The sequence below is a fragment of the Sellimonas catena genome (assembly GCF_027924685.1).
In the GTDB taxonomy this organism is placed as follows: domain Bacteria; phylum Bacillota; class Clostridia; order Lachnospirales; family Lachnospiraceae; genus Sellimonas; species Sellimonas catena.
Window position 1 is genome coordinate 65,941 of sequence record NZ_BSBO01000013.1, and the last position, 20,232, is coordinate 86,172.

Below are 20,232 nucleotides of genomic sequence, written 5' to 3' on the forward strand. Positions count from 1 at the left end.
TCTGGCTTTTTTAGGCATTAACCTTCCCCCAATCTATGATTCGCTTAAGATACGGATCTGCACCATATTTACCTTCCAGATACTGCTTATCAAATTTTGCGTCTTTACGGACAGATTCACCTTTTTCATTTTTAAACTCTACCAAGGAGTACAATTGGGAATTCTGAGAATTTCCTTTTGCCACAAACCATATTTCATCCCGGCGAAATACCTCACTATTCATTGTGGATAAATCATGAGAGGTAAAGATTAATTGTGCCTTCTTTTTATTAATGCTCATATTACTGAACATCATAATAATATAGCGTAACAATACCGGATGTATCTTGGCATCTAATTCGTCAATTACCAAGGTAGTTCCTGACAATAAACTATCTGCAATAAAAGGCATCAAACCGAATAATTTCTTTGTTCCACTGGACTCTTCCAGCAAATTTAATTCCGTTTCACGGTCTCCTACCATATGTTTTGTATATACATCAATTCTATCATTTTCATCCTTGACTACACGAAAATCTACAATATCTAAATCCATCTCCTGGATCATCTGCAACATCAAGTGTTTTACAGCTTCCGAACTGGATACTGCCATACGAAGTTCTTCCATTGGATTCCCATAGTTCAAGAAATCGATTCCATATTCAAACCATTCCAAAACGTCTTTTACTACCTCATTCTTTTTATAAGTAATTCCAAGATAAGATAATAATGGAAGTGTTTCAGACAGCTCATCACTGATCTTTAACTTCGCAAACGCACCTTTTAACATAATTTCTTCGCCACGTTCAAAAAGAGCGGACCGTCTACCTGTATCCATTTTTACCCGATCAAGTCTTTCATAGACAACCACCTCTCTTTTCACATGCAGTATATATCTATATTCTGCTAATTCTGTGCGAAAAAAGATTTCAAATTCCGTGGGCTCGCTTTTAGTTTCCTCTGAAAAGGCAAATGGTTCTATTATCATTTTTTTCTGAAGAAAAATACGTTCTTCATTGTCTCCAGTTGCATATAAAGGACGAAGCACTTTTACTGCTAATGTATGCAGCGCTTCCAATACATTGGATTTTCCTCCGCCATTTGGGCCATATATTGCAAAAACAGGCAAAAATATTTCTCCATCTTTATCTCTTATTATTCTATCTTCATGTTCAGAAATAGCCGCAGCCTGCATGTCGAATGTTACTTCATCTCGAATACTCTTGTAATTTTTGACTGTAAATTGGCATAGCATAACAGTTACCTCCTACATTTCATATTTCTTTTCACCATCTATTATATTCCATTTTGCATTTTTGCAAACAATATATGAGAAATTTTCTCATATATTTACTTATAAATTATAAAATTGATAATTACGAAACCATTTCTATTCCATTCTTTTATCTTTATTGTAACTTTTTCTCACCTCGCTAAAACTTCCATCTCTTATCATCCGGCTTCTTGTCCATCACCACAAGTCTATTTGCAAAAATAAAAGAGCCAATGCCTTTGACCCTATTTAGCCAAAAACATCAGCTCTCTTTTAATACATATGCTTTCCTTTATATTTTTCGCGCGTTGCCATGCCTCCCCGGATATGGCGCTCAGATTTGTTTAAATCCAGTACCTTTCTCGCTTCACCGGCAAGCTGGGGATTGATCTGCCGCAGACGCTCAGTAACATCTTTATGTATGGTACTTTTACTCACTCCGAACTCTTTTGCCGTCTGCCTCACTGTTGCATTATGATCAATGATGTAATGTGCGATCTCTACCGCCCTCTCCTCGATATATTCCTTCATAGATTTCCTCTACACTCACTATTTTTACAATGTATGCAGAGAAAATCGTCATCATTCATACATTCGGATAAAAGAGACTTCCTCGTTATTTCTACAAATATCTGTCCGTATCTCTTGCTCCATAAAGGAATCTCCGAACTTCCATTACATCTCCAATAACCACATAATAAATCACATAATTCCGCACATAAATCCGATAATATGGATATTTTCTCTTTTTTGCAGAGGGATAAGGTTCAAACATCAATGGATGATCCAAACGTTCCAATATTGCCGCTTCTACATCATTCGCAAGTTTTTCCGCTGCATCGGGATTTTTTAGCACATTTGTAATGTAACTCACCGTCTGCACCAAATCCTGCTCAAATAAAGGAAGATATTGGAGTCTGTATTTTTTATTTGCCATGGATTGCACCTCTAACGTTTCTGAACACATCCTCATGGCTTAGTCTTTCTTCCTTAGTTTCTGCCATTTTGTCCGCCTCATCCAGTTTCATCTCCACATTGTCTACAAGACTTGCATATTCCTCCAAACTAAGCACAACCATTGCCCCATATCCATTTTTTGTCAAATATACCGGCTGCCCCTCATTGACAAGCATTTCAATCTCAGGAAATTTATTTCGCAAATCCGAAACAGGTCTGATCTGTATCATAGTAACCTCTCCTTTCTTATCGCAATTTCCATCTTTTATTATCTTAATCTTATCATTATTTTATCATTTCTGCAAGGCAATATAATATTCATATACTATTTTTTAGGGCATCATTCATAAGGACTTGCCAACATTAACTCAAACCAAAACCTCTTTTGTCATCTGCTCCACTCTTGTATTATGATCAAGACCGCTCCTATATCTCCCGATATACCATCTTCCCATTCTTTCTCTCCGACTTCATAAGCACTACTCGTTCTACGTTCATCTCCACTTTTCTCAAATGCACCTGATATGTTTCCTTCGATGCGGACTTTCGGATCAGAGTGATGTGCGGGATAAACTTATCATGCGCATACGGAATTCCTGCTTCTTTCAAAGCCGCCCGCAGGTCCTTCACATATGTATTCAATTTCTGGTTTTCCTGAATTCCCGCCCACAGAAGATCCCCAAACTTTCCTTTCTCGGAAAGTTTCAGACGAAGCCGGGGCAGCGGAATACTGTTTATAGCATCCTTTATCCGCTCCGGCTTATCATATTCTCCAATAAATGCCAATGTCAGATGCAGGTTCTGCGCCGGTACATAATTGCCGGTCACTCCCTGTTTTTTCAAATCGTTCATGCAGGCTGTCAGAGCCCTTTTCATGTCCTCTGATAATTGAATCGCTATAAACAATCTCATATACTATTCCACTCTTCCCTTTTCCTGCAAACTTCTACCTCTGATACTTCCACCCATATTCTTTTTTCAACCTTTCAAAAATCTCAAATGCCACCGGGCAAACTTCAATCACGTCTAACACGCTGAGCAAACTGTAAAGCCGTTCCGGCTGATCTGTATAGGGAAAAGTTTTGCAACTCTGCGGTTTACAACTCCCTAATCTGCAGTCCCCATTCTGATCCAGAAAATCACAAGGTACATGTTTTGTTTCATATCCATCTTCCGTTTCACTTTTCTCCAGATATTTTTCTATGAGTTCTTCCTTTGTAAGCCCAAGTACTCCTGCGTCCTGCTCCAGGTCTTCTTTCGGTATACTGCCACGATACATCTTACAGCAATTTCTGCACCTGCTACAGTCATAATTTCTGAATAACTCCTGATGCAATTTTTGAAATTGCTCATCCAATTTGTCTTCCTCCGCATTGCATTTCAAATAAGTACGAAATGCAAAGTTTTCATTTCTTCTTTTTCCTGCTTCAAAACGTATTTTTCTCGGTGCAATCATTGTTCATTCTCCTCTTTTATCCTGTTATCTAAAACCTATGTAACCATAATACCGGTTCAGCTACCGATTAATCTCCTCAATTGTCCGTTGGTCTGCTCTTGTATTTTCCGACCATTGAACCATGAACTCATACTCTGGATTTTCCGGATCAGATACGATTCTCATATATTCTTCAAAACCGCCTTCTCCTCCTACATCTTCCGGAGGCCGTTCACCTTTTTGTTCCAACAGATACGGAATACGATTATGGCTGTTCCTTTCTACTTTTTCCAGAATAATCTCGTGTTCCCAGTTATCACCAAAATCATAGGTATAAATACACCGATCTGTTTCCTGAAAAATCCCTCTCAAGCTTGTCTTCGTATCATATTTTACTTCATACCGATCCCGCTCCAAAAACTGTTCCACTTCAGGATCTTCTCCATCCACAATCCTGATCTTCTTTGGATATGCATACAGCGGTGTCCCTTCTTCTGCTTTGTAATTCTGATCCACTACAGAAAATTCATGTAAGTGATAACCAAACCATCCAAAAGTGTATTGAATCGCCATATGTAGTTCTTCAAATGTACGCCGGGCATTCATACTGCCCTTCAAATTTTACCATATATCTTCCCAACTTCAGACTGGCTCTGTTCTGTACCACCGTATCTTCATCCAGCAGTTCTGCGTAATACTGAACGATTTGACAAGTCTGATTTAGCTTTGCCAATAATTTTCTATCCTTCGTTTTTGAAAACCTTACATCTCCGCAATTCCTGAAATACTCCTCCACTAACTCCTGAGGAATACCTTCTTCCAAAAATGCAGTACGGATTCCTTCTTTGATTCTTGATTCAAGATGTGCAATATCCTTTGCTTTCGGGCGATATAGGATAATTGGATATCGGATCAGATTATTCATGCATACGATAACCTTTCTCCGGTTAATCGTAATATAATTCACATGCCAGGAGTAAAAACCATCTGCTCCATCATCACATTCATCTGCCGAAACCATCCTGATTTTTTCAGAATCCAGTTTATCAAGTAGCTTTTTTGTACATTGAAGATACATTTCTTTCCACCACCTTATCCCTTCTTCATCTTACGCTCTACATAAATCAGCTTCGCCGTGTCAATTCCTGATTATGATCAAGAACACTCATAATGTTTGTTTTTCTTTACTTTTATAATTTCCTTTACCATCTGTTTCTTTCAAACAGTACACTTATGCCTGGAAAATCTATGTTACGGTTACAGTTCAAGACTATTTTTTTTCAACAGAAAATCATAAATACTCATAGTTGTAATCCCGTTTTCATCCCTGGTCACATTCATTACTTCCTTAACTATTATAATCTTCTTAAAAGAATCTTGAACCTGTAACAGAGATGCCTTCTCCTGTCGTTTTTTTTCCTCCGTTGACATAGCAAATGCAGATTGAATATAATATCTTCGGCTTCCCATATTTGCAACAAAATCAATTTCCAACTGCTTTCTCTCCATTTTCCCGTCAGCATCCCGTTTACGTTGTTCCACTAACCCAACATCAACAGAATACCCCCGGCTGCGCAGTTCATTATAAATAATATTTTCCATCAAATGTGTTTCTTCCACCTGACGGAAACCCAATCTGGCATTTCGGAGGCCTACATCTTCAAAATAATATTTCACAGGTGTACCTATATATTTCCTTCCCTTTACATTATAGCGATTTGCTTTGTGTACAATAAAAGCATCCTCCAAATATTCAATATACTGGCGGATTGTATTTCCACTAATGTTTGATCCAAGCACACTTTTAAATGTTGCTTCAATTTTAGGTACATTAGTAAGCGAACCGATAGCTGAAGCCAAAATATTAACCAAGTCCTCCAGTTCTTGTGTTTTTTCAATGTGATGTCGTTCTATAATATCCTTCAGATATGTCTCCTCAAACAGCCGTGTTAAATAGGAAACCTTTTGTTCCTCTGTCTTCATAGTCACAGTCAAAGGCAGCCCTCCATACAGGATATAATCTGCCCACCCATGGTACATATCCCCTTCATATACCTGCATAAACTCCCAAAATGTCAGCGGAAAAATATGAATCTCATCTCCCCGGCCCCGAAACTCTGTTATAATATCTTTGGAAAGGAATTTGGAATTGCTGCCCGTCACATAAACATCTGCATTATCAATATGCAGCAGAGAGTTCAGCACCTCTTCAAATTCATTTAAAAGCTGAACTTCATCCAGAAGAATGTAATACATTTCCTCATCCTGAATACAGGATTCGATATATTCAAGAATTACATCCGGATTCCTGTATTGTCTGTGCTTTCTTTGATCCAGCTCAATGCTGATAATGTGAGATTCCGGAATACCCTGTTCCAAAAGATAATGCCGGAAAATGTGAAAGATCAGATAAGATTTCCCCGATCTTCTGACCCCGGTCACTACTTTGATCATATGATTATGCATTCGATTTATTAGAGCTTCTAAATAATTGTCTCTCTTAATTTCCATATGCCACCTCGTTTTATTGAATATTTTTGACACATTTACCATTTTTACTCATTATATTATGCTTTGCATCAACCATTTGCAACCCTCCATTGAATATTTTTGACACATTTTCCATTTTTATTCATTTACATAACATTAGCATAGAAGATAGACTCCAGGTAAGCATTTTCCAATTCGCAAAATAATTATCATAGTATAAGAAACTTGTAAATATAGAAAATATGGGAGATTATAGGACTATAATTCTATAATCTCCCACAAACTTTGTTTATGTATTTCTGTAAAAAAATTTAATTGTATCTTTCAAATCATCACTAAAATCATCAAGATCCTCCAACACAATCGCACCTTCATTCAACAAAGACATTATAATATAGAACTGATTGGACCTGCTCATTTCACACTGTACTCCACAATTCTTTTTATCCTCTTTGATTCGCTTCTCGAGCTTCCAGAATTTATCAGATGGATCTCCCTCACCGCTAAGAATTTCGATATATTCTTTATTCAATTTATCCATATATGCTTCCTGCCATCCGACAATTTTTCTCCGAAATAATTTCCAGTCTTTTTCAGAAAATCTGTTCATATCAGACACCTCTTTCTTACGTTTAAGATAGCATAGATCGTTTGTAAAATTAATACAAAATATATTTTATCACACCCATACTACTAATTCTACTCTGACTCGATATCACTATCACTGTCTCCTGCGAACCTTTCCAATTGCCCCTGATATCTTTTGCCGCAAAATCAAATGTCATTTCTTTCATCGTTCCATCATAGCTATGCATCCGTCCTTCCATCTGTCTCTTCTGAAGCACTGACCTTATCCTGCAATTTGGCACCCACCTTTTTCTGTCCCGGGACTTTTGACGCGATCCGTTTTGGCATATCTTTTGGCACATTGATCTGGATTCCGAACAGCATCTTTATGAACCAGAGCATAAAGACGAGTACAAGAATCGGAATCAGACAGGATGTTACCAGCATAACGGCAATCGTCTCAATAAACTGATTCAGGATCTGTTCCCCTTTATCCAGCAGTCCGGTTACTCCGTCTTTGATCTTTGACAGCGCTTTCTCGATGATATTGCCTTCGGAATCCGTGTTCTCATTGATTTCATCTGTGAGATCCTCCGCCCCTTTCACTGTTTCTTCCATAGATATCTCGTATGTGTCTTCTATAATCGAAGAGACCTTCATGCTAAATGGAATTACAAGAAAGATCACGGCAGCAAACAGTGCGATTTTTGCTGCCAGCATTTTCAGTACCGCCTTATTTGCACAGATTCCGGCAGCAAGCAATACGCATGCAATCGGAATCAAAATGGTAAATGCGGCATAGCCGGTCAGAGTGACCAGATATTTTTCCAGAAAGACCACCATCAAAATAATCAGGAAATACGATGTCAGATCCGCAAGCTTATTTGCCACCGGTGTTGTCGCATCGCCAGGAATGGCGGCGAGAGCTGTGGATGCCGCTGCAGATGTAGCTGTGAGTTTCAGAACATCTTCCTTCTTTTCATCCAATGATTCGATCGTCTTCTTATGATTTTCCGGATCACTTGCCACTTTTGAAACAACTGTCATAGACAGAATCATGACTACGAGCAGCACAATGACTGCCGTTACTTTTTTCACATTCATCTTTCTCATAAGATTTGTCACTTTTTCTCTCTCCTTTATCCTTTGTTTTCCCTCTCATCTGGCACATTCAGGGCCTTTGACCATTTAACACGGGTTTGTCCTGTCTGATATACTAGTCCTGCACGTTGCGTGCAGTCAATATTTTACTCCCTGAAATTCCCATGTCTTTGTATCGATAATCGGAAATTCCCGGGATCCGATCGGGCTTCCGTCCCGGTATGTGGAAAAGACATCACACGATATCACACTTCCTCTTCTGTAGATCGCTTCTACCGGAGTGTGCCCGACCACCTGAAGCGCCTGATCCTCCCCGTACATTTTCCAGCTGGAATACTGCGGGCGGTACCAGATCGGAGAGATATCATTCCACATCAGGTCGTGGTGAAACTCATTGATCGTGCGCACCACTTCGTCCACGTCATCATACTTTTCCGCTTCTACCGTTCCCTTTACAAATTCGTCCCGGATGCCGCCATGGCAGAACAGCACCTGGTCAATCTTCTGAATGTACCGGATCTCGTTTCCTTCCGGCAGTGCACGTCTTAGCTCCATCAGCTTTTCTCTTACTGTCCAGGCAGCCGCTACACTGTATCCACTTTCCCGTTCGTTCCACATATAACACAAATCGTGATTCCCATAGGCCCAGAGTGTGTCCGGATACTTCTTGGCAAATGCGATCGCAGCATCATACGTTTCTACATATCGTTCAATATGATATTCCTGTCCCCAGTCGTCCGGAATATCCATCAGGCAGACCGCCTGGTCGGCAGCACCGCTCTCCAGAATGGATGATGCCTGAGTAAACAAATATGGTTTCAGGTGAACATCTGGTATCACTAATACTTTCATGACAATCCCCTTTTCTGAGTTATTTTCTGACACAATCCCAAAGCATTTTCCCTAAAGGTAAATTATATAATAGCCTTCTGACTTATTCCATTCTTTTCGCTAAATTTGTGTAGAATGTCTACACCTGTCTGGTTTCCGGTGTCTTATTCTTATAAGAAAGAAGAACATAGCATGACCCTGAGAAAAGTGCTGATGTTTCCAGCCGCATTTGTCATCAAATAAAGCAGAAAAGGCGTATTGACTTCGGTGTGCCACCTGTACAATACGCCTCTATTTCTCTTCTTTATCCCTTCTTATTTTTCCCGCAGCATTTCTGTCTTCCTCTTTTTCCGGAATTTTGGTGTATTAACCTTTTTGTATATTTTCTTTACCTCATCCGGAACTGCGGCGAAATTGTCATTATAAATTCCCGCATAGGCCAGATTATAAAATCCCTCCAGCAATTCCAGATCTTTTCTGACCGGGTAATATCCCGTTGTTTTCAGTACGCTTTCAAATGCAGCAATTTCCTCATCACTGAACATCATCATCTGTCTCTCCATCACAGACGGCTTCAAAAGTTCTTCCTTGATTTTGCCGACCAGAATATCCTTTTTTAAAGAATGATATCCTTTTAATTCCAGGTCTTCTGCCAGACTTTTAAGTTCTTCTTTCGTCCAGGAGGACATAATTTCTGCCATCTCAGGATTTCGTGTATATCGTTCCTGCGCATTCCTGTTTTCTGCAAGATGCTTCTGCAAAAGATCCGCAAACTCCCGCAGCTTTGTCTCTGAGGATTTCTCATTGCGTTCTGCACGGCTCACAGGTTTTTCTGCTCCCCTGAGTCCGAAACTACCCGTTTTCATCTCCTGTTTCAACTCGTCAAATGTCCGGTAATCCGGATCTCCATAAGTCACCTGAAACTGTCCGCGAAGCTCCTGATTCGCTTTCTCCACGTCCATCCATGTCCTGCTGTCCGGACTTTCTTTTTGTTTGAGAATATATGGATATGGTTTCTCGTCCGTGACACATTTTTCAATCGTAACACGATATTCCTTTTCTTTTCCTGTCCGGAATGTAAACCATGGTTCCCTCCCCATGAGATCGTCAATATAAGTATCAGAAGAACACCAGTAATCAAAATTATATCTTCTGACTGCCTGTTCGCCCTCTCTCCACTCTCTTAACTGAATTCCGGCCTGGTAAAATTCAAATTCATACTGTTCTGAAACTTCTGTCTCCGCTATTGCCTCCAGAATCACGGCAAGCTGTGAAAAGGTAATGCCTCCCGGCACAATACACCGCTTCCATACCGGTGGTTTTGTTTTCTTTTCCGCCAATTTTATCTGAAATGTTTTCATCTGTATCTCCTACATCCGGTTTTCAATCTTCTTCATCAGTTCCTCAAGCACTTCCGTTCTTCCTAATTCCGTCTCAATCCCCAGCTCCTGGCAGATCTGTTCCAGCGCCTTGATGATCCACGGATTTCCGGAAGTGATCTTTCTCATTCTTCCCTGCTGTTTCAGATGGCTTAAGAGGAAATTGGATACCACAGACAGCTCTGTCTCCTCCGGTTTGAGGAAATACCGGGTTATGATTTTTCCGGTCTTTTCGTCCGCCGCAACGAACAGAAATGGATTTCTCGGTCTTCCCGCCTCTTCGTCGCTTTCTGCGATATGAGTATAGTAAAAATCAATCTGAACATTCTGCTCTTTTTCCGGAGTATTTTTCAGTTCTTCTTTTAATTCTTCTTTCTGAATCTGCATTCCCATGTATGGCCTGGTCTGTTTCGAAATCTTTGCCGGGAACATGTTCCAGAGTCCGGTCTCTACATTGAAAATCCGGCAGAGCCGTTCATTTTCCTCCCACTTCATTGGAAGCTTCTTTTCTTCCAGCGCCCGGATGCACATAAACAGGTTTCGGATGGCCTCTGTCATCAGAAGCACCTCGTCCTGATCCGGTGAAAATGGAATGTATCTGGAACGGTAAGAGATAAAATTCGGCCACATCTCTTCTTTTGCCATCGGAAGATTCAATGCCTTTGAAACCTCCTGCTGTGAATACATCATGTCTGACTTCTTTCCGTATCTGCAGATCAAAGCGCGGCGGTCCGCCATGGCATAATCTTCGGAAAGATATTCTTCCATTCCGGTTCCCAGTTCCGCAATCATGGTCAGATCCTGCCATCCTTTGAATCCCGGATAAATCTGGATCTCTTTTTCCTCTCCCTGTCCGTTACCAAGGATACGGAGAAAGACCGGTTCTTTCTCATCTTTTAACTGAATGACGACATACTGATCCTTTGTCAGGTACTCCCATGGTTTCAATTCTTCTATCCGGCAGGCTGCTTCGTACAGTTCCCACCACATCTTTAAAGCTGCTTCTTTGCGCATCGTTTTTTTCCTCCGTCTGCTGCTTTCTGATCGCTTGATTTTCGTTGTCTTCCTCATTTACTATACCATTCTTTTTTCCGGCGCGCCATCCCCTTGTGCGGTTTCCTCGCTGCCTCCCTGTTTTGCCCTCCTGTTTCTGTTATGTTCTATCCATTCGTCCAGAGAGAGAGGTTCGTAGTCGGAATACATGCAGAAGCAGTTCAGCATGTTGCACGGAATCGTCTCCTCCTCTTTTGTGTACATATTGACCCTTTTTGTCTCCCCGGTTTCCCGGACAAATCGGGATACCAGTACTTCATCAAAGCTGTCATGGACATGGCCGTACATCATGTAGGTACGCGCGTTTCCTTCCTGGTCTTTCCTGTACTGTCCGTGATAGCAGAAGACCGGATAATGGCAGAGAATGACTTTCCGTTTGTTGTCTTTCATCTCCGCGTAAGGCCGGATCCATACGAAACGTTCTCGTTCAAAGTCGGAATCCTTCAGATAATAATCGTGATTTCCTTCGATCAGATACAGCCTTCCGTGAAGTCTCCGCAGAATCTCATTAGTCCGTTCTCCTTTTTCCATGGAGAAATCTCCCAGAATGACAACCTCGTCCTTCGGACGTACTTTCTTGTTCCATTTCCGGATCATATATTCATTCATCTCTTCCACATCCGCAAAACCTCTCTTGTCCATCTTTTCATTCAGTCCCCGATGGAAAAAGTGGCAGTCCGCAATGTAATACCTCATCGTATCGCCTCTTTTCCTTGCACTCTTCTGTTGTTCATATTACAATAAAGTCACCTATTTTTAAAGGAGGTTTTTCCATGGCTGACAAAGAAACTTCATTTGATATGACGGACTGGGAGCTGTCCGAAGAATATTACAAGGAAAACGAGGAGAATAAAGAGCTGAAACTGGAAGATTTCATGCTCCCTGAAGACGAAATTCCATCCGCTAGTTCAGATGAGACTCAGGATCCGGCGCTTGCCAGAACCATTTCTGATGTTCAACAGGTTCTTTCTGTCTATAGAGAAGGAAAATCTGTAGAAGAGATCGCACTTGCACTGTCTTTGGAGGCAGACTATGTCCACACGATTTTATACTGTGCTCAGGGCTTCTCTGAGGATGATCCGATTGCTGTGGCCCGGCTTGTAATGATGTCATAGTCCACAGTATGTTGCTTTCGGGCAAAAAAGAATTGACATCCGGTTGTTTCAATGCTACTGTTTTGGTTAGATATTGCTAACCAAATGAGGTGAGACGGCATGGCCAAAAATCTTACAGAAGAGAAAATCAAATATCTGCTGTTTTTATATGACAGGAAAACTCATCCCCTGTCCGTAACTGCGGCTGCAAAAGCCTGCGGTGTTGCCAAATCCACGTTCAGCCGGACATTGGGTGCCTTTTTTGAGATGGGCTACGTGGCGGAACCTGGGAAAACAATGTTATCCCCTGACGGCGAAAAGACAGCCCGTGCTCTCCGGCAGGAAGTTGACCAGATGAAAGAATGGTTACAGTCGGAGATTTTTCTGCAGGGTGACCTGTTAGAAGCGGAAGCCAGACGGACTGTCTGTGCGCTTTCGACGGACACCCGAAAAAAACTGTATTCCCGGCACCGTCTTTCCATTTTCTTTGCTTCCCTGAAATCTGTTACTGAAATTCCGGGAGACCGGCTCTGTTTCCAGCTTCCGGACGGAGAGTACGAATTTGCCTTCTCCATCTACAAGGTTTGGAAAGAAGAAGCACAGCTTTCCATGGCGGATCAGGGTTTTTTCCATCCCGGGCTGCTCCGGATTCAGGAAGGAAAAGGCGAGGTCTTTTTGAAAATCCGGGAGGTGGAACAGGATTCCCGTGTCCGCGGTATGCGGATGCGTGGGCAGGTGGACAGCCTCTCCTGTCTCATCCACGGCGTTTCCCGGCCATGCGGACGCCGGGAGGATGCATTTGTCTTTCCGATCCAGCCTCTGGATTTCTTTTACCGGGAGGAGGAGCGGATCCTGCAGGCCAGTGTGGAGATGGAGTTTACCTGCTCTGTCGGACCAATGCATATGCCAAAGAGCCGCGCTCGAATGATCATGATTTTTAAATAAACAGCCCTTTGTTCCAGGGGCGGAACAATCAGGACCCGCAGAAAACAGACTGTTTTCCGGGTCCTTTTCCAAAATGTTCCGTCCCCGGAACATTTTTTTTGCTTGAAATCCTCTTGCCTCCTATGCTAGGATAGGTTCGCAAGTTAGTCGAGACTATCCACCAAGTAAATCAGGAGGTATTTATGAAACGAAATCCTTTTCGCTTTTTGTGGCTGATCGCAGCCTTTTTGTCACTCGCTCTCGGCGCTGTGGGCGTCGTACTTCCGGTACTGCCGACCACACCGTTTCTTCTGGTAGCCTCTTTTTGTTTTGCAAAAGGCTCCGAACGGTTCCACCGCTGGTTTATGGGAACACGTCTGTACCAGAATCATCTGGACAGTTTTGTAAAGGAACGGGCCATGACGTTGAAGACGAAGCTCTGTATTCTGCTTCCGGCTTCTGCCATGCTTCTGATCGCCATGTATATGATGTCAAATCTGCCGGGCAGGCTTTTCATCGTTTTCCTGATCCTCTTTAAATACACCTACTTTTTTACAAAAATCCGTACTATCCCGCAGGGTGAGCAGTCATGAGGAAGAATCTCAGCACGGCAGACAAAAGAGAGCGTGAAAAGCAGGTCGTCGATCTGATGATCGCTCTCTACTGCCGTAAAAAGCATCATACAGCAAAGGAACAGCTCTGCCCGGAATGTCTGGAGCTTCGTTCCTACTCGCACCTTCGCTCGGACCATTGTCCGTTCATGGAATCAAAAACCTTTTGCAGCAACTGCCGCGTGCATTGCTACCGCCCGGAAATGCGGGAACGGATCCGGGAAGTCATGCGGTTTTCCGGTCCAAGGATGCTGCTGCACCATCCCGTTATGGCAGTGGATCACATGATCTGCTCGATGAAAGAAAAGAAAAAACTAAAAGGAGAACAATGATATGATCAAGACAAGGCTCATGAAGCTTTTGAAGGGATCTGAAAAATATATTATCCAGAATATTCTCTGGCAGTGGATCGCTCTTTTGTTTCAGATTGCGGCCATCTTTGCGGCAGGCACGTTTCTGCAAAGTCTGATGACCGGCGCACTGAATCAGGGAATCTGGATCCGGACCGCCGTCATTGCGGTTCTTTCGCTTCTTGTCCGCTTTGGCTGCGAAAAAATGGCCGCCATCGCTTCAGGAAAGGCAAGTTCCGACGTCAAACTTGTACTGCGCCGTCAGATTTATGAAAAACTTCTGCGGATCGGCGCATCGTATAAAGAAAAGGTGCCGACTTCCGAGGTCGTACAGGTAACCACCGAAGGGGTGGAACAGTTGGAGATCTACTATGGAAAATATCTTCCACAGTTGTTTTACAGCCTTCTGGCTCCGGTCACACTGTTTCTTGTGCTGGCTCCTGTCAGCCTAAAGGCAAGCCTCATTCTTCTGATCTGTGTGCCGCTGATTCCGGTATCCATTGTGGCGGTGCAGAAATTTGCCAAAAAACTGCTGAATAAATACTGGGGAATCTACACGGAGCTCGGTGACAGTTTTCTGGAAAATCTGCAGGGACTGACAACTCTGAAAATCTATCAGGCAGACGGGATGAAAGCCCGTGAGATGGACGAGGAGGCCGAACGCTTCCGCAAGATTACCATGAAGGTACTGACCATGCAGCTGAATTCTGTCAGTGTGATGGATCTTGTCGCCTACGGCGGCGCGGCCATCGGAATGATCGTCACCGTACTGGAATACGCGGACGGACACGTCAGCTTTGCCGGAGCATTTACCATTATCCTTCTGGCATCGGAATTTTTCATTCCTCTCCGACTCCTTGGTTCTTTCTTCCACATTGCCATGAACGGAATGTCGGCAAGTGACAAGATTTTCCGGATTCTGGATCTGGAAGAAGGACAGGGCGGAATAAAACATCTGGAGGCCGGTCCGGTACAGGCATCCTTTGACCACGTAGAATTTTCCTATGAAAAAGAGAAACCGGTATTAAAGGATATTTCCCTGACCATTCCGGCAGGCAGCTTTATCTCCCTTGTCGGTGTTTCCGGCTGTGGAAAAAGTACTGCCGCCGCTCTTCTGACCGGGAAGATCCGGAACTTCCGCGGCCGGATCCGGATCAACGGAATTCCGGTATCCGAAATCCGTGAGGAGAATCTGATGCATGCCGTCACCTTGATCCGCCACAACAGTTATCTCTTTAAAGGAACGGTCCGGGACAATCTCCGGATGGGAAATCCTGATGCGTCCGATTCCGAGATGAAAGATGCGCTTCAGAAAGTGCGTCTTCTGGAATTTCTGGAAAACCAGAACGGACTGGATACGGTGCTTGAGGAGCAGGGAAGCAATTTCTCCGGCGGTCAGAGACAGCGTCTTGCCATTGCAAGAGCCCTTCTCCATGATACGCCAATGTACATTCTCGACGAAGCGGCGTCGAATATTGATGTAGAAAGCGAAGACCAGATCATGGAAGTGGTCCGGGAACTCGCAAAGACAAAGACCATTCTCTTTATTTCCCACCGTCTGGCCAATGTGACGGCATCCGACTGCATCTACATGATGGAAAAAGGGGAAATCTCCGAGAGCGGTACACACGAGGAACTGATGCTGCAAAACGGCAGCTATGCGGCCATGTTCAAAAAGCAGCAGGATTTATGCAGGATAAGGGGGATTGAATCATGAAACGACGAAGCGGAATCAAAATCATGGGACAGCTGATCGGACTCGTACGTCCTCTGCTCCATGTCATGCTTGCGGCCATCCTCCTGGGAGTGGCAGGCTATCTGTGCGCTATTTTCCTTACGGTCATGGCCGGCGCTGGAATTCTGAAGCTTTCCGGCCTGACGGGCGGATTTTCACTGAGATTTCTGTTTCTCTGTCTTGGGGCTGCTGCCATTCTCAGAGGCATTCTCCACTACGGTGAACAGGCATGCAACCACTATATCGCGTTCAAGCTGCTGGCGCTGATCCGTCATAAGGTCTTTGCCGCCCTCCGCCGTCTCTGTCCGGCAAAGCTGGACGGGAAGGATAAAGGAAATCTGATTTCCATCCTGACGACGGACATTGAACTTCTGGAAGTGTTTTATGCCCACACCATTTCACCGATTGCCATTGCCGTGCTGACCTGCCTGATCATGGAAGTTTTTTTCTTCCGCTACAGCATCCCGGCAGGAATCTTTGCGCTGTGCGGCTATGTGGCAGTCGGCGTTCTCATTCCGGTGTGGAATTCACGGAAAGGTGCCGGATCCGGAATGGCATTCCGGAATGAATTCGGTGAGCTGAACAGTTTTGTTCTGGACAGCCTTCGGGGACTGGATGAAACAATCCAGTACAGCTGCGGCAAAGAACGGATGGAAGAACTGGAAGCGCGGAGCAGGGAACTCAACCGGAAACAGACTGTGATGAAAGAACTGGAAGGAAACCAGAGAGGACTGACAAGTCTTCTGATCCTGTTCTTCTCTTTCGGGATGCTCTTCTTATGCGCATGGATGTGCATGGAAGGCCGGATGGATATGGAAGGCGCTTTTCTGTGTACGATTCTGATGATGGGCTCCTTTGGCCCGGTCGTGGCGCTGTCCGGACTTTCCAATAATCTGATGCAGACACTTGCAAGCGGCGAACGTGTTCTGTCTCTTCTGGAAGAAGAACCGGAAATTGAAGAAGTCACCGGAAAAGAACCGTCTGAATTCGGGTCTGTCGAATGTCAGAATCTTTCCTTTGCATACGAGGAGGAACAGATCCTTTCCGATTATTCCATTTCCATTCCAAAGGGAAGCCGGATCGGTCTGCATGGAAAGAGCGGTTCCGGAAAATCCACGCTTCTCAAACTTCTGATGCGCTTTTATGATACGGACAGCGGTTCCATCCAGATCGACAGACGGGAGATTGCTTCGATCAACACGAAAGACCTCCGGGATATGGAAAGTTATGTCACTCAGGAGACAAGCCTCTTCCACGATTCCATTGCCAACAATATCGCGGTCGCAAAGCCGGGCGCGTCCCGGGCTGAAATCGAGGAAGCCGCGAAAAAGGCATCTCTCCATGAGTTTATCATGAGCCTTCCGAATGGATATGACACCATGGTCGGAGAACTCGGAGATACTCTCTCCGGCGGAGAAAAGCAGAGGATCGGGGTGGCAAGAGCCTTTCTCCACGATGCTCCGCTCATCCTTCTGGACGAGCCGACCAGCAACCTGGATTCCCTCAACGAAAGCATCATTCTGAGATCTCTCAAAGATCTGGGCCGGGACAAAACAATCGTCATCGTCTCCCACCGCGAGTCCACCATGGCGGCTGCCGAAAAGGTCTATGAAATGTCCGGTCGGGTTTCCTGATGCCTGAACCTGAACCGGTTCCGGATACGCGTCGTATGAGAACTCTCAGACTGCGCTATTGACATTTTCACCGCCATCCTATATAATCATCTCGACATCTGTCAGTAACAGATGATTATTTTCAGAAAGGATGTATTACATTTTTATGGACGACTCAAGCGACGGTGATTCTGAGCATCATAATTTTGTAAAAATGAACATAAATCCGGATATGAGGTATAGTCTGTCGTTTCATGAAACAACAGGCTATGCCTTTTTGTGTTTTTTTATCCGGCTTCGGCTATGACAGCGCCTGTATTTTACCGGCATTTGAAGCTTTTACATTTTTACAAATAATATGATGAATAAAGGAGAACTGATTTATGAATTCTATATTACCCCAGCTTTTGCTGCAGGTCATTCTTATCTTTTTAAATGCATTTTTTGCGGCGGCGGAGATCGCAGTGATCTCACTGAATGCCTCCAAACTTCGGAAATCGGCGGAGGACGGCGATAAAACCTGTGCCCGTCTTCTGAAACTGGTGGAAGAGCCTTCCGGATTTCTCTCAACCATCCAGATCGGAATTACATTGGCAGGATTCCTCGGCAGTGCGTTTGCCGCGGACAACTTTTCCGGCTATCTGGTAGACTGGGTATACAAAGACCTGGGATTTCATTCTCTCCCGGTCTCAGTACTGGATACACTCTCCGTTATCGTGATCACCATTATTCTTTCCTATTTCACACTGATTTTCGGTGAACTGGTTCCAAAACGGATTGCCATGCAGAAATCCTTTGCTGTAGCAAAATTTGTCTATCGTGTAGTTTCTTTTGTTGCTCTGATTATGAAGCCGGCAGTTGCCTTTCTTTCTCTTTCTACCAATCTTGTACTGAAGATGTTTGGTATGAAGACGGAAGCGGAAGAAGAGACCGTAACGGAGGATGAGATTCGTCTCATGGTAGAGCTCGGAGAAGAGAACGGATCAATTGACAGCGATGAGAAAGAATGGATCCAGAATGTGCTGGAATTTAATGACACCATTGTCCGGAACTGTATGACACATGAATCTGAGATCATCGCCATCTCAGCGGATGCTACCGATGAAGAAATCACGCAGCTTATTACGGAATCCGGTACTTCCCGTTACCCTGTATACCAGAATGATCTCCACGACATTATCGGTGTACTTAATGCGCGTACATTCCTGCTTTCCCGCGCCAACGGTGAGAAAACGGACATCCGTAAACTTCTGCGTCCGGCATACTTTATCCCGGAAACGGTTCATGCATCCACGCTCTTCCGTGATATGCAGAAGCAGAAACTGCACATTGCAATCGTGGTTGACGAGTACGGCGATACTTCCGGTATTGTAACGCTGGAAGACCTGGTGGAAGAAATCTTTGGAAATATCTACGATGAATTTGATGAAAACGAACCGGCGGAGATCGAACAGCTCAAAGAAAATCTCTGGAGAGTCACCGGAACCGCAGATGTCGATGACATCGCAAAAGAACTGGACATCGATCTCCCGGAATCTTCCGACTATACCACACTTGGCGGAATGGTGTTCAGCAATCTGAAGACGATCCCGAAAGATGGTACAACTGTCGATCTGGATGTCGGGGATATTCACATCCACGTAGATGCGATCTCCAGAAGAAGAATCCAGTCCGCACTTGTATCAAAGGTCGAAAAAGAACCGGAAGAAGAATAAAGAGCCACAGACAGAAAGGACATGGAGCCGGAAAATGCTCCATGTCCTTTCCTTATCTGTTTTTTCTATTCACTCTCATCGCTGCTTTTTCATTTCTTTTCCCGGAACACCACATAGTTTTTCCGGTAATTTCCCCACCAGGTGCTTGCCGGATTAGTAAAGTAAAAGGTGGAAAAGAGCATCTCGGTCTCATTCAGCTTCGCAAGCAGCCTCAGAAGCCGTTCCTCCAGCGGAAAAATGATGCCGTCTTCCTCCGCTTCCAGCTCTTTTAGGTACCTGTTTTCCTCTTCCGTCAGGCTTTCCCTGATCTTTTCCTTCGCCTCATCGGGAAGAGTGAAGTAATAAAAATCCGCCCAGGCATTCTCTTTTCCACATGCCTCCCATTCTGCGGACAGTTTATCCACAGCTTCCCCGGCATCCAGTGTGAATTCTACCCAGTCGCACTGATCAAATCCTTCCTGGATCTGTTCCAGATAAATGGCTCCCACCTGTTTCAACGTCTCAATCTGCATCTTCGTCCCCCCTGTTATCTCCGGACTCTTGGGTGCGTATCGCGGATCACGCTCATAATAAAGCGGAATGCAATATCTGCCATCTCTTCCGGCGTTTCCGATTCCTCCGGATCTTTCTGGAGCCAGTAGCGGATGAGCCCGACACAGCCTGACAGACAAAACCGGTAGGAATATTTCAATACATTCATCTCATTCGGGAACTGGCGCTTCAGTCCGGTCAGGCACTTCTCTCCGACAAGATCCTCTACCTCCTGAACAAAGGCCGGATCCCCGTTTTCTCCCATAAGAGATCGATACAGTTTGCGGTTTCTCCCGAGAGAAAAGAAGATGTCCTTCATAAACAGAACACTCTGCTCGGAAAATGGTTCCGGCGGATAAGTTTCCATCACTTCGGCAATCTCCTCTATCAGCTCCTGCTTCACATTTTCAAGCATGTTGGAAATATCAGAGTAGTGCAGATAAAAAGTAGAACGGTTGATGTGGACATGGGCCACAAGCTCTTTTACCGTAATCTCCTGAATACTTTTTTCCGTCATCAGATCTGCCAGACCTTCTTTTAATCTTGTCTTGGTTCTCGCAACTCTTTTATCCACTTTCTGTCCTGTCATGCCGG

Annotated in this window: 24 protein-coding genes; 7 read left to right on the forward strand and 17 right to left on the reverse strand. The window is 44.0% G+C overall.

Going from position 1 to position 20,232, the window contains the following annotated elements:
• Positions 1–10 precede the first annotated feature (10 nt).
• From Selli1_RS07610 to Selli1_RS07680, 15 genes are all read right to left on the reverse strand, one after another.
• Complete coding sequence (locus Selli1_RS07610; RefSeq protein ID WP_087166848.1) at positions 11–1,234, reverse strand: AAA family ATPase; 1,224 nt, start codon at positions 1,232–1,234, stop codon at positions 11–13.
• 291 nt (positions 1,235–1,525) lie between these two features.
• The gene (gene spoIIID / locus Selli1_RS07615; RefSeq protein WP_087166847.1) at positions 1,526–1,783 is read right to left on the reverse strand and encodes a sporulation transcriptional regulator SpoIIID; all 258 of its coding nucleotides are present in this window, start codon (positions 1,781–1,783) and stop codon (positions 1,526–1,528) included.
• A gap of 91 nt (positions 1,784–1,874) precedes the next feature.
• Positions 1,875–2,189, reverse strand: a complete 315-nt coding sequence (locus Selli1_RS07620; protein ID WP_087166846.1) for a type II toxin-antitoxin system RelE/ParE family toxin — start codon at positions 2,187–2,189, stop codon at positions 1,875–1,877.
• The gene (locus tag Selli1_RS07625) at positions 2,179–2,439 is read right to left on the reverse strand and encodes a type II toxin-antitoxin system Phd/YefM family antitoxin (RefSeq protein ID WP_087166845.1); all 261 of its coding nucleotides are present in this window, start codon (positions 2,437–2,439) and stop codon (positions 2,179–2,181) included. The genes Selli1_RS07620 and Selli1_RS07625 overlap by 11 nt, the downstream gene beginning before the upstream one ends.
• 196 nt (positions 2,440–2,635) lie before the next feature.
• Positions 2,636–3,121, reverse strand: coding sequence for an RNA 2',3'-cyclic phosphodiesterase (thpR, locus tag Selli1_RS07630; protein ID WP_087252214.1), 486 nt, complete (start codon positions 3,119–3,121; stop codon positions 2,636–2,638).
• Between the two features lie 34 nt (positions 3,122–3,155).
• Complete coding sequence (locus Selli1_RS07635; protein WP_087166843.1) at positions 3,156–3,665, reverse strand: YkgJ family cysteine cluster protein; 510 nt, start codon at positions 3,663–3,665, stop codon at positions 3,156–3,158.
• A 60-nt stretch (positions 3,666–3,725) separates the two neighbouring features.
• A complete protein-coding gene (locus Selli1_RS07640) occupies positions 3,726–4,217 on the reverse strand; it encodes a plasmid pRiA4b ORF-3 family protein (protein ID WP_158099203.1) in 492 nt (163 codons plus the stop codon).
• A gap of 10 nt (positions 4,218–4,227) precedes the next feature.
• The gene (locus tag Selli1_RS07645; RefSeq protein ID WP_087252216.1) at positions 4,228–4,722 is read right to left on the reverse strand and encodes a DUF6933 domain-containing protein; all 495 of its coding nucleotides are present in this window, start codon (positions 4,720–4,722) and stop codon (positions 4,228–4,230) included.
• A gap of 179 nt (positions 4,723–4,901) precedes the next feature.
• The gene (locus tag Selli1_RS07650; protein WP_087252217.1) at positions 4,902–6,155 is read right to left on the reverse strand and encodes an ATP-binding protein; all 1,254 of its coding nucleotides are present in this window, start codon (positions 6,153–6,155) and stop codon (positions 4,902–4,904) included.
• Between the two features lie 268 nt (positions 6,156–6,423).
• Positions 6,424–6,744 carry a multidrug transporter gene (locus tag Selli1_RS07655; protein ID WP_087252218.1) on the reverse strand — a complete coding sequence of 107 codons (321 nt, stop codon included), beginning with the start codon at positions 6,742–6,744 and terminating at the stop codon, positions 6,424–6,426.
• 197 nt (positions 6,745–6,941) lie between these two features.
• Positions 6,942–7,826 (reverse strand): hypothetical protein, encoded by an 885-nt coding sequence (locus Selli1_RS07660; RefSeq protein ID WP_281872649.1) that lies wholly within the window; start codon positions 7,824–7,826, stop codon positions 6,942–6,944.
• A 114-nt stretch (positions 7,827–7,940) separates the two neighbouring features.
• Positions 7,941–8,654, reverse strand: a complete 714-nt coding sequence (locus tag Selli1_RS07665) for a metallophosphoesterase (RefSeq protein WP_281872651.1) — start codon at positions 8,652–8,654, stop codon at positions 7,941–7,943.
• 293 nt (positions 8,655–8,947) lie between these two features.
• Positions 8,948–9,994, reverse strand: coding sequence for an IS1096 element passenger TnpR family protein (locus tag Selli1_RS07670; protein WP_281872653.1), 1,047 nt, complete (start codon positions 9,992–9,994; stop codon positions 8,948–8,950).
• A 9-nt stretch (positions 9,995–10,003) separates the two neighbouring features.
• A complete protein-coding gene (locus Selli1_RS07675; protein ID WP_087252219.1) occupies positions 10,004–11,026 on the reverse strand; it encodes a DUF7309 domain-containing protein in 1,023 nt (340 codons plus the stop codon).
• A gap of 60 nt (positions 11,027–11,086) precedes the next feature.
• The gene (locus Selli1_RS07680; protein ID WP_118636749.1) at positions 11,087–11,761 is read right to left on the reverse strand and encodes a metallophosphoesterase family protein; all 675 of its coding nucleotides are present in this window, start codon (positions 11,759–11,761) and stop codon (positions 11,087–11,089) included.
• A 77-nt stretch (positions 11,762–11,838) separates the two neighbouring features.
• Between Selli1_RS07680 and Selli1_RS07685 the strand changes: the two genes are divergently transcribed.
• The 7 genes from Selli1_RS07685 to Selli1_RS07715 all read left to right on the forward strand — a co-directional run bounded on the left by Selli1_RS07685 (position 11,839) and on the right by Selli1_RS07715 (position 19,107).
• Positions 11,839–12,180 (forward strand): hypothetical protein, encoded by a 342-nt coding sequence (locus tag Selli1_RS07685; protein ID WP_281872656.1) that lies wholly within the window; start codon positions 11,839–11,841, stop codon positions 12,178–12,180.
• 99 nt (positions 12,181–12,279) lie between these two features.
• The gene (locus Selli1_RS07690; RefSeq protein ID WP_281872658.1) at positions 12,280–13,104 is read left to right on the forward strand and encodes a hypothetical protein; all 825 of its coding nucleotides are present in this window, start codon (positions 12,280–12,282) and stop codon (positions 13,102–13,104) included.
• Between the two features lie 182 nt (positions 13,105–13,286).
• Positions 13,287–13,676 carry a YbaN family protein gene (locus Selli1_RS07695; RefSeq protein ID WP_087166832.1) on the forward strand — a complete coding sequence of 130 codons (390 nt, stop codon included), beginning with the start codon at positions 13,287–13,289 and terminating at the stop codon, positions 13,674–13,676.
• Positions 13,673–14,026 carry a nitrous oxide-stimulated promoter family protein gene (locus Selli1_RS07700; RefSeq protein WP_118636753.1) on the forward strand — a complete coding sequence of 118 codons (354 nt, stop codon included), beginning with the start codon at positions 13,673–13,675 and terminating at the stop codon, positions 14,024–14,026. The genes Selli1_RS07695 and Selli1_RS07700 overlap by 4 nt, the downstream gene beginning before the upstream one ends.
• A gap of 1 nt (position 14,027) precedes the next feature.
• On the forward strand, positions 14,028–15,761 hold the full coding sequence (locus Selli1_RS07705; protein WP_281872660.1) for an ABC transporter ATP-binding protein/permease: 1,734 nt from the start codon (positions 14,028–14,030) through the stop codon (positions 15,759–15,761).
• Positions 15,758–17,413 carry an amino acid ABC transporter ATP-binding/permease protein gene (locus Selli1_RS07710; protein ID WP_281872662.1) on the forward strand — a complete coding sequence of 552 codons (1,656 nt, stop codon included), beginning with the start codon at positions 15,758–15,760 and terminating at the stop codon, positions 17,411–17,413. The genes Selli1_RS07705 and Selli1_RS07710 overlap by 4 nt, the downstream gene beginning before the upstream one ends.
• A gap of 362 nt (positions 17,414–17,775) precedes the next feature.
• On the forward strand, positions 17,776–19,107 hold the full coding sequence (locus Selli1_RS07715) for a hemolysin family protein (RefSeq protein ID WP_281844243.1): 1,332 nt from the start codon (positions 17,776–17,778) through the stop codon (positions 19,105–19,107).
• A gap of 89 nt (positions 19,108–19,196) precedes the next feature.
• Here the strand turns inward: Selli1_RS07715 and Selli1_RS07720 are convergent, their stop codons facing one another.
• Positions 19,197–19,619 carry a hypothetical protein gene (locus Selli1_RS07720; protein ID WP_281844242.1) on the reverse strand — a complete coding sequence of 141 codons (423 nt, stop codon included), beginning with the start codon at positions 19,617–19,619 and terminating at the stop codon, positions 19,197–19,199.
• Positions 19,620–19,633: 14 nt separating this feature from the next.
• The gene (locus tag Selli1_RS07725; RefSeq protein ID WP_087166827.1) at positions 19,634–20,227 is read right to left on the reverse strand and encodes a TetR/AcrR family transcriptional regulator; all 594 of its coding nucleotides are present in this window, start codon (positions 20,225–20,227) and stop codon (positions 19,634–19,636) included.
• Between the last annotated feature and the right edge of the window lie 5 nt (positions 20,228–20,232).

Bases quoted from the DNA above. Each gene is read 5' to 3' on its own strand.
- spoIIID (WP_087166847.1), bottom strand. From the start codon at position 1,783: ATGAAGGAATATATCGAGGAGAGGGCGGTAGAGATCGCACATTACATC.
- Selli1_RS07715 (WP_281844243.1), top strand. From the start codon at position 17,776: ATGAATTCTATATTACCCCAGCTTTTGCTGCAGGTCATTCTTATCTTT.
- Selli1_RS07620 (WP_087166846.1), bottom strand. From the start codon at position 2,189: ATGGCAAATAAAAAATACAGACTCCAATATCTTCCTTTATTTGAGCAG.
- Selli1_RS07625 (WP_087166845.1), bottom strand. From the start codon at position 2,439: ATGATACAGATCAGACCTGTTTCGGATTTGCGAAATAAATTTCCTGAG.
- Selli1_RS07650 (WP_087252217.1), bottom strand. From the start codon at position 6,155: ATGGAAATTAAGAGAGACAATTATTTAGAAGCTCTAATAAATCGAATG.
- Selli1_RS07610 (WP_087166848.1), bottom strand. From the start codon at position 1,234: ATGCTATGCCAATTTACAGTCAAAAATTACAAGAGTATTCGAGATGAA.
- Selli1_RS07710 (WP_281872662.1), top strand. From the start codon at position 15,758: ATGAAACGACGAAGCGGAATCAAAATCATGGGACAGCTGATCGGACTC.
- Selli1_RS07640 (WP_158099203.1), bottom strand. From the start codon at position 4,217: ATGGCGATTCAATACACTTTTGGATGGTTTGGTTATCACTTACATGAA.
- Selli1_RS07685 (WP_281872656.1), top strand. From the start codon at position 11,839: ATGGCTGACAAAGAAACTTCATTTGATATGACGGACTGGGAGCTGTCC.
- Selli1_RS07645 (WP_087252216.1), bottom strand. From the start codon at position 4,722: ATGTATCTTCAATGTACAAAAAAGCTACTTGATAAACTGGATTCTGAA.
- Selli1_RS07705 (WP_281872660.1), top strand. From the start codon at position 14,028: ATGATCAAGACAAGGCTCATGAAGCTTTTGAAGGGATCTGAAAAATAT.
- Selli1_RS07690 (WP_281872658.1), top strand. From the start codon at position 12,280: ATGGCCAAAAATCTTACAGAAGAGAAAATCAAATATCTGCTGTTTTTA.
- Selli1_RS07725 (WP_087166827.1), bottom strand. From the start codon at position 20,227: ATGACAGGACAGAAAGTGGATAAAAGAGTTGCGAGAACCAAGACAAGA.
- Selli1_RS07635 (WP_087166843.1), bottom strand. From the start codon at position 3,665: ATGATTGCACCGAGAAAAATACGTTTTGAAGCAGGAAAAAGAAGAAAT.
- Selli1_RS07655 (WP_087252218.1), bottom strand. From the start codon at position 6,744: ATGAACAGATTTTCTGAAAAAGACTGGAAATTATTTCGGAGAAAAATT.
- Selli1_RS07675 (WP_087252219.1), bottom strand. From the start codon at position 11,026: ATGCGCAAAGAAGCAGCTTTAAAGATGTGGTGGGAACTGTACGAAGCA.
- Selli1_RS07665 (WP_281872651.1), bottom strand. From the start codon at position 8,654: ATGAAAGTATTAGTGATACCAGATGTTCACCTGAAACCATATTTGTTT.
- Selli1_RS07700 (WP_118636753.1), top strand. From the start codon at position 13,673: ATGAGGAAGAATCTCAGCACGGCAGACAAAAGAGAGCGTGAAAAGCAG.
- Selli1_RS07720 (WP_281844242.1), bottom strand. From the start codon at position 19,619: ATGCAGATTGAGACGTTGAAACAGGTGGGAGCCATTTATCTGGAACAG.
- Selli1_RS07670 (WP_281872653.1), bottom strand. From the start codon at position 9,994: ATGAAAACATTTCAGATAAAATTGGCGGAAAAGAAAACAAAACCACCG.
- Selli1_RS07680 (WP_118636749.1), bottom strand. From the start codon at position 11,761: ATGAGGTATTACATTGCGGACTGCCACTTTTTCCATCGGGGACTGAAT.
- Selli1_RS07695 (WP_087166832.1), top strand. From the start codon at position 13,287: ATGAAACGAAATCCTTTTCGCTTTTTGTGGCTGATCGCAGCCTTTTTG.
- thpR (WP_087252214.1), bottom strand. From the start codon at position 3,121: ATGAGATTGTTTATAGCGATTCAATTATCAGAGGACATGAAAAGGGCT.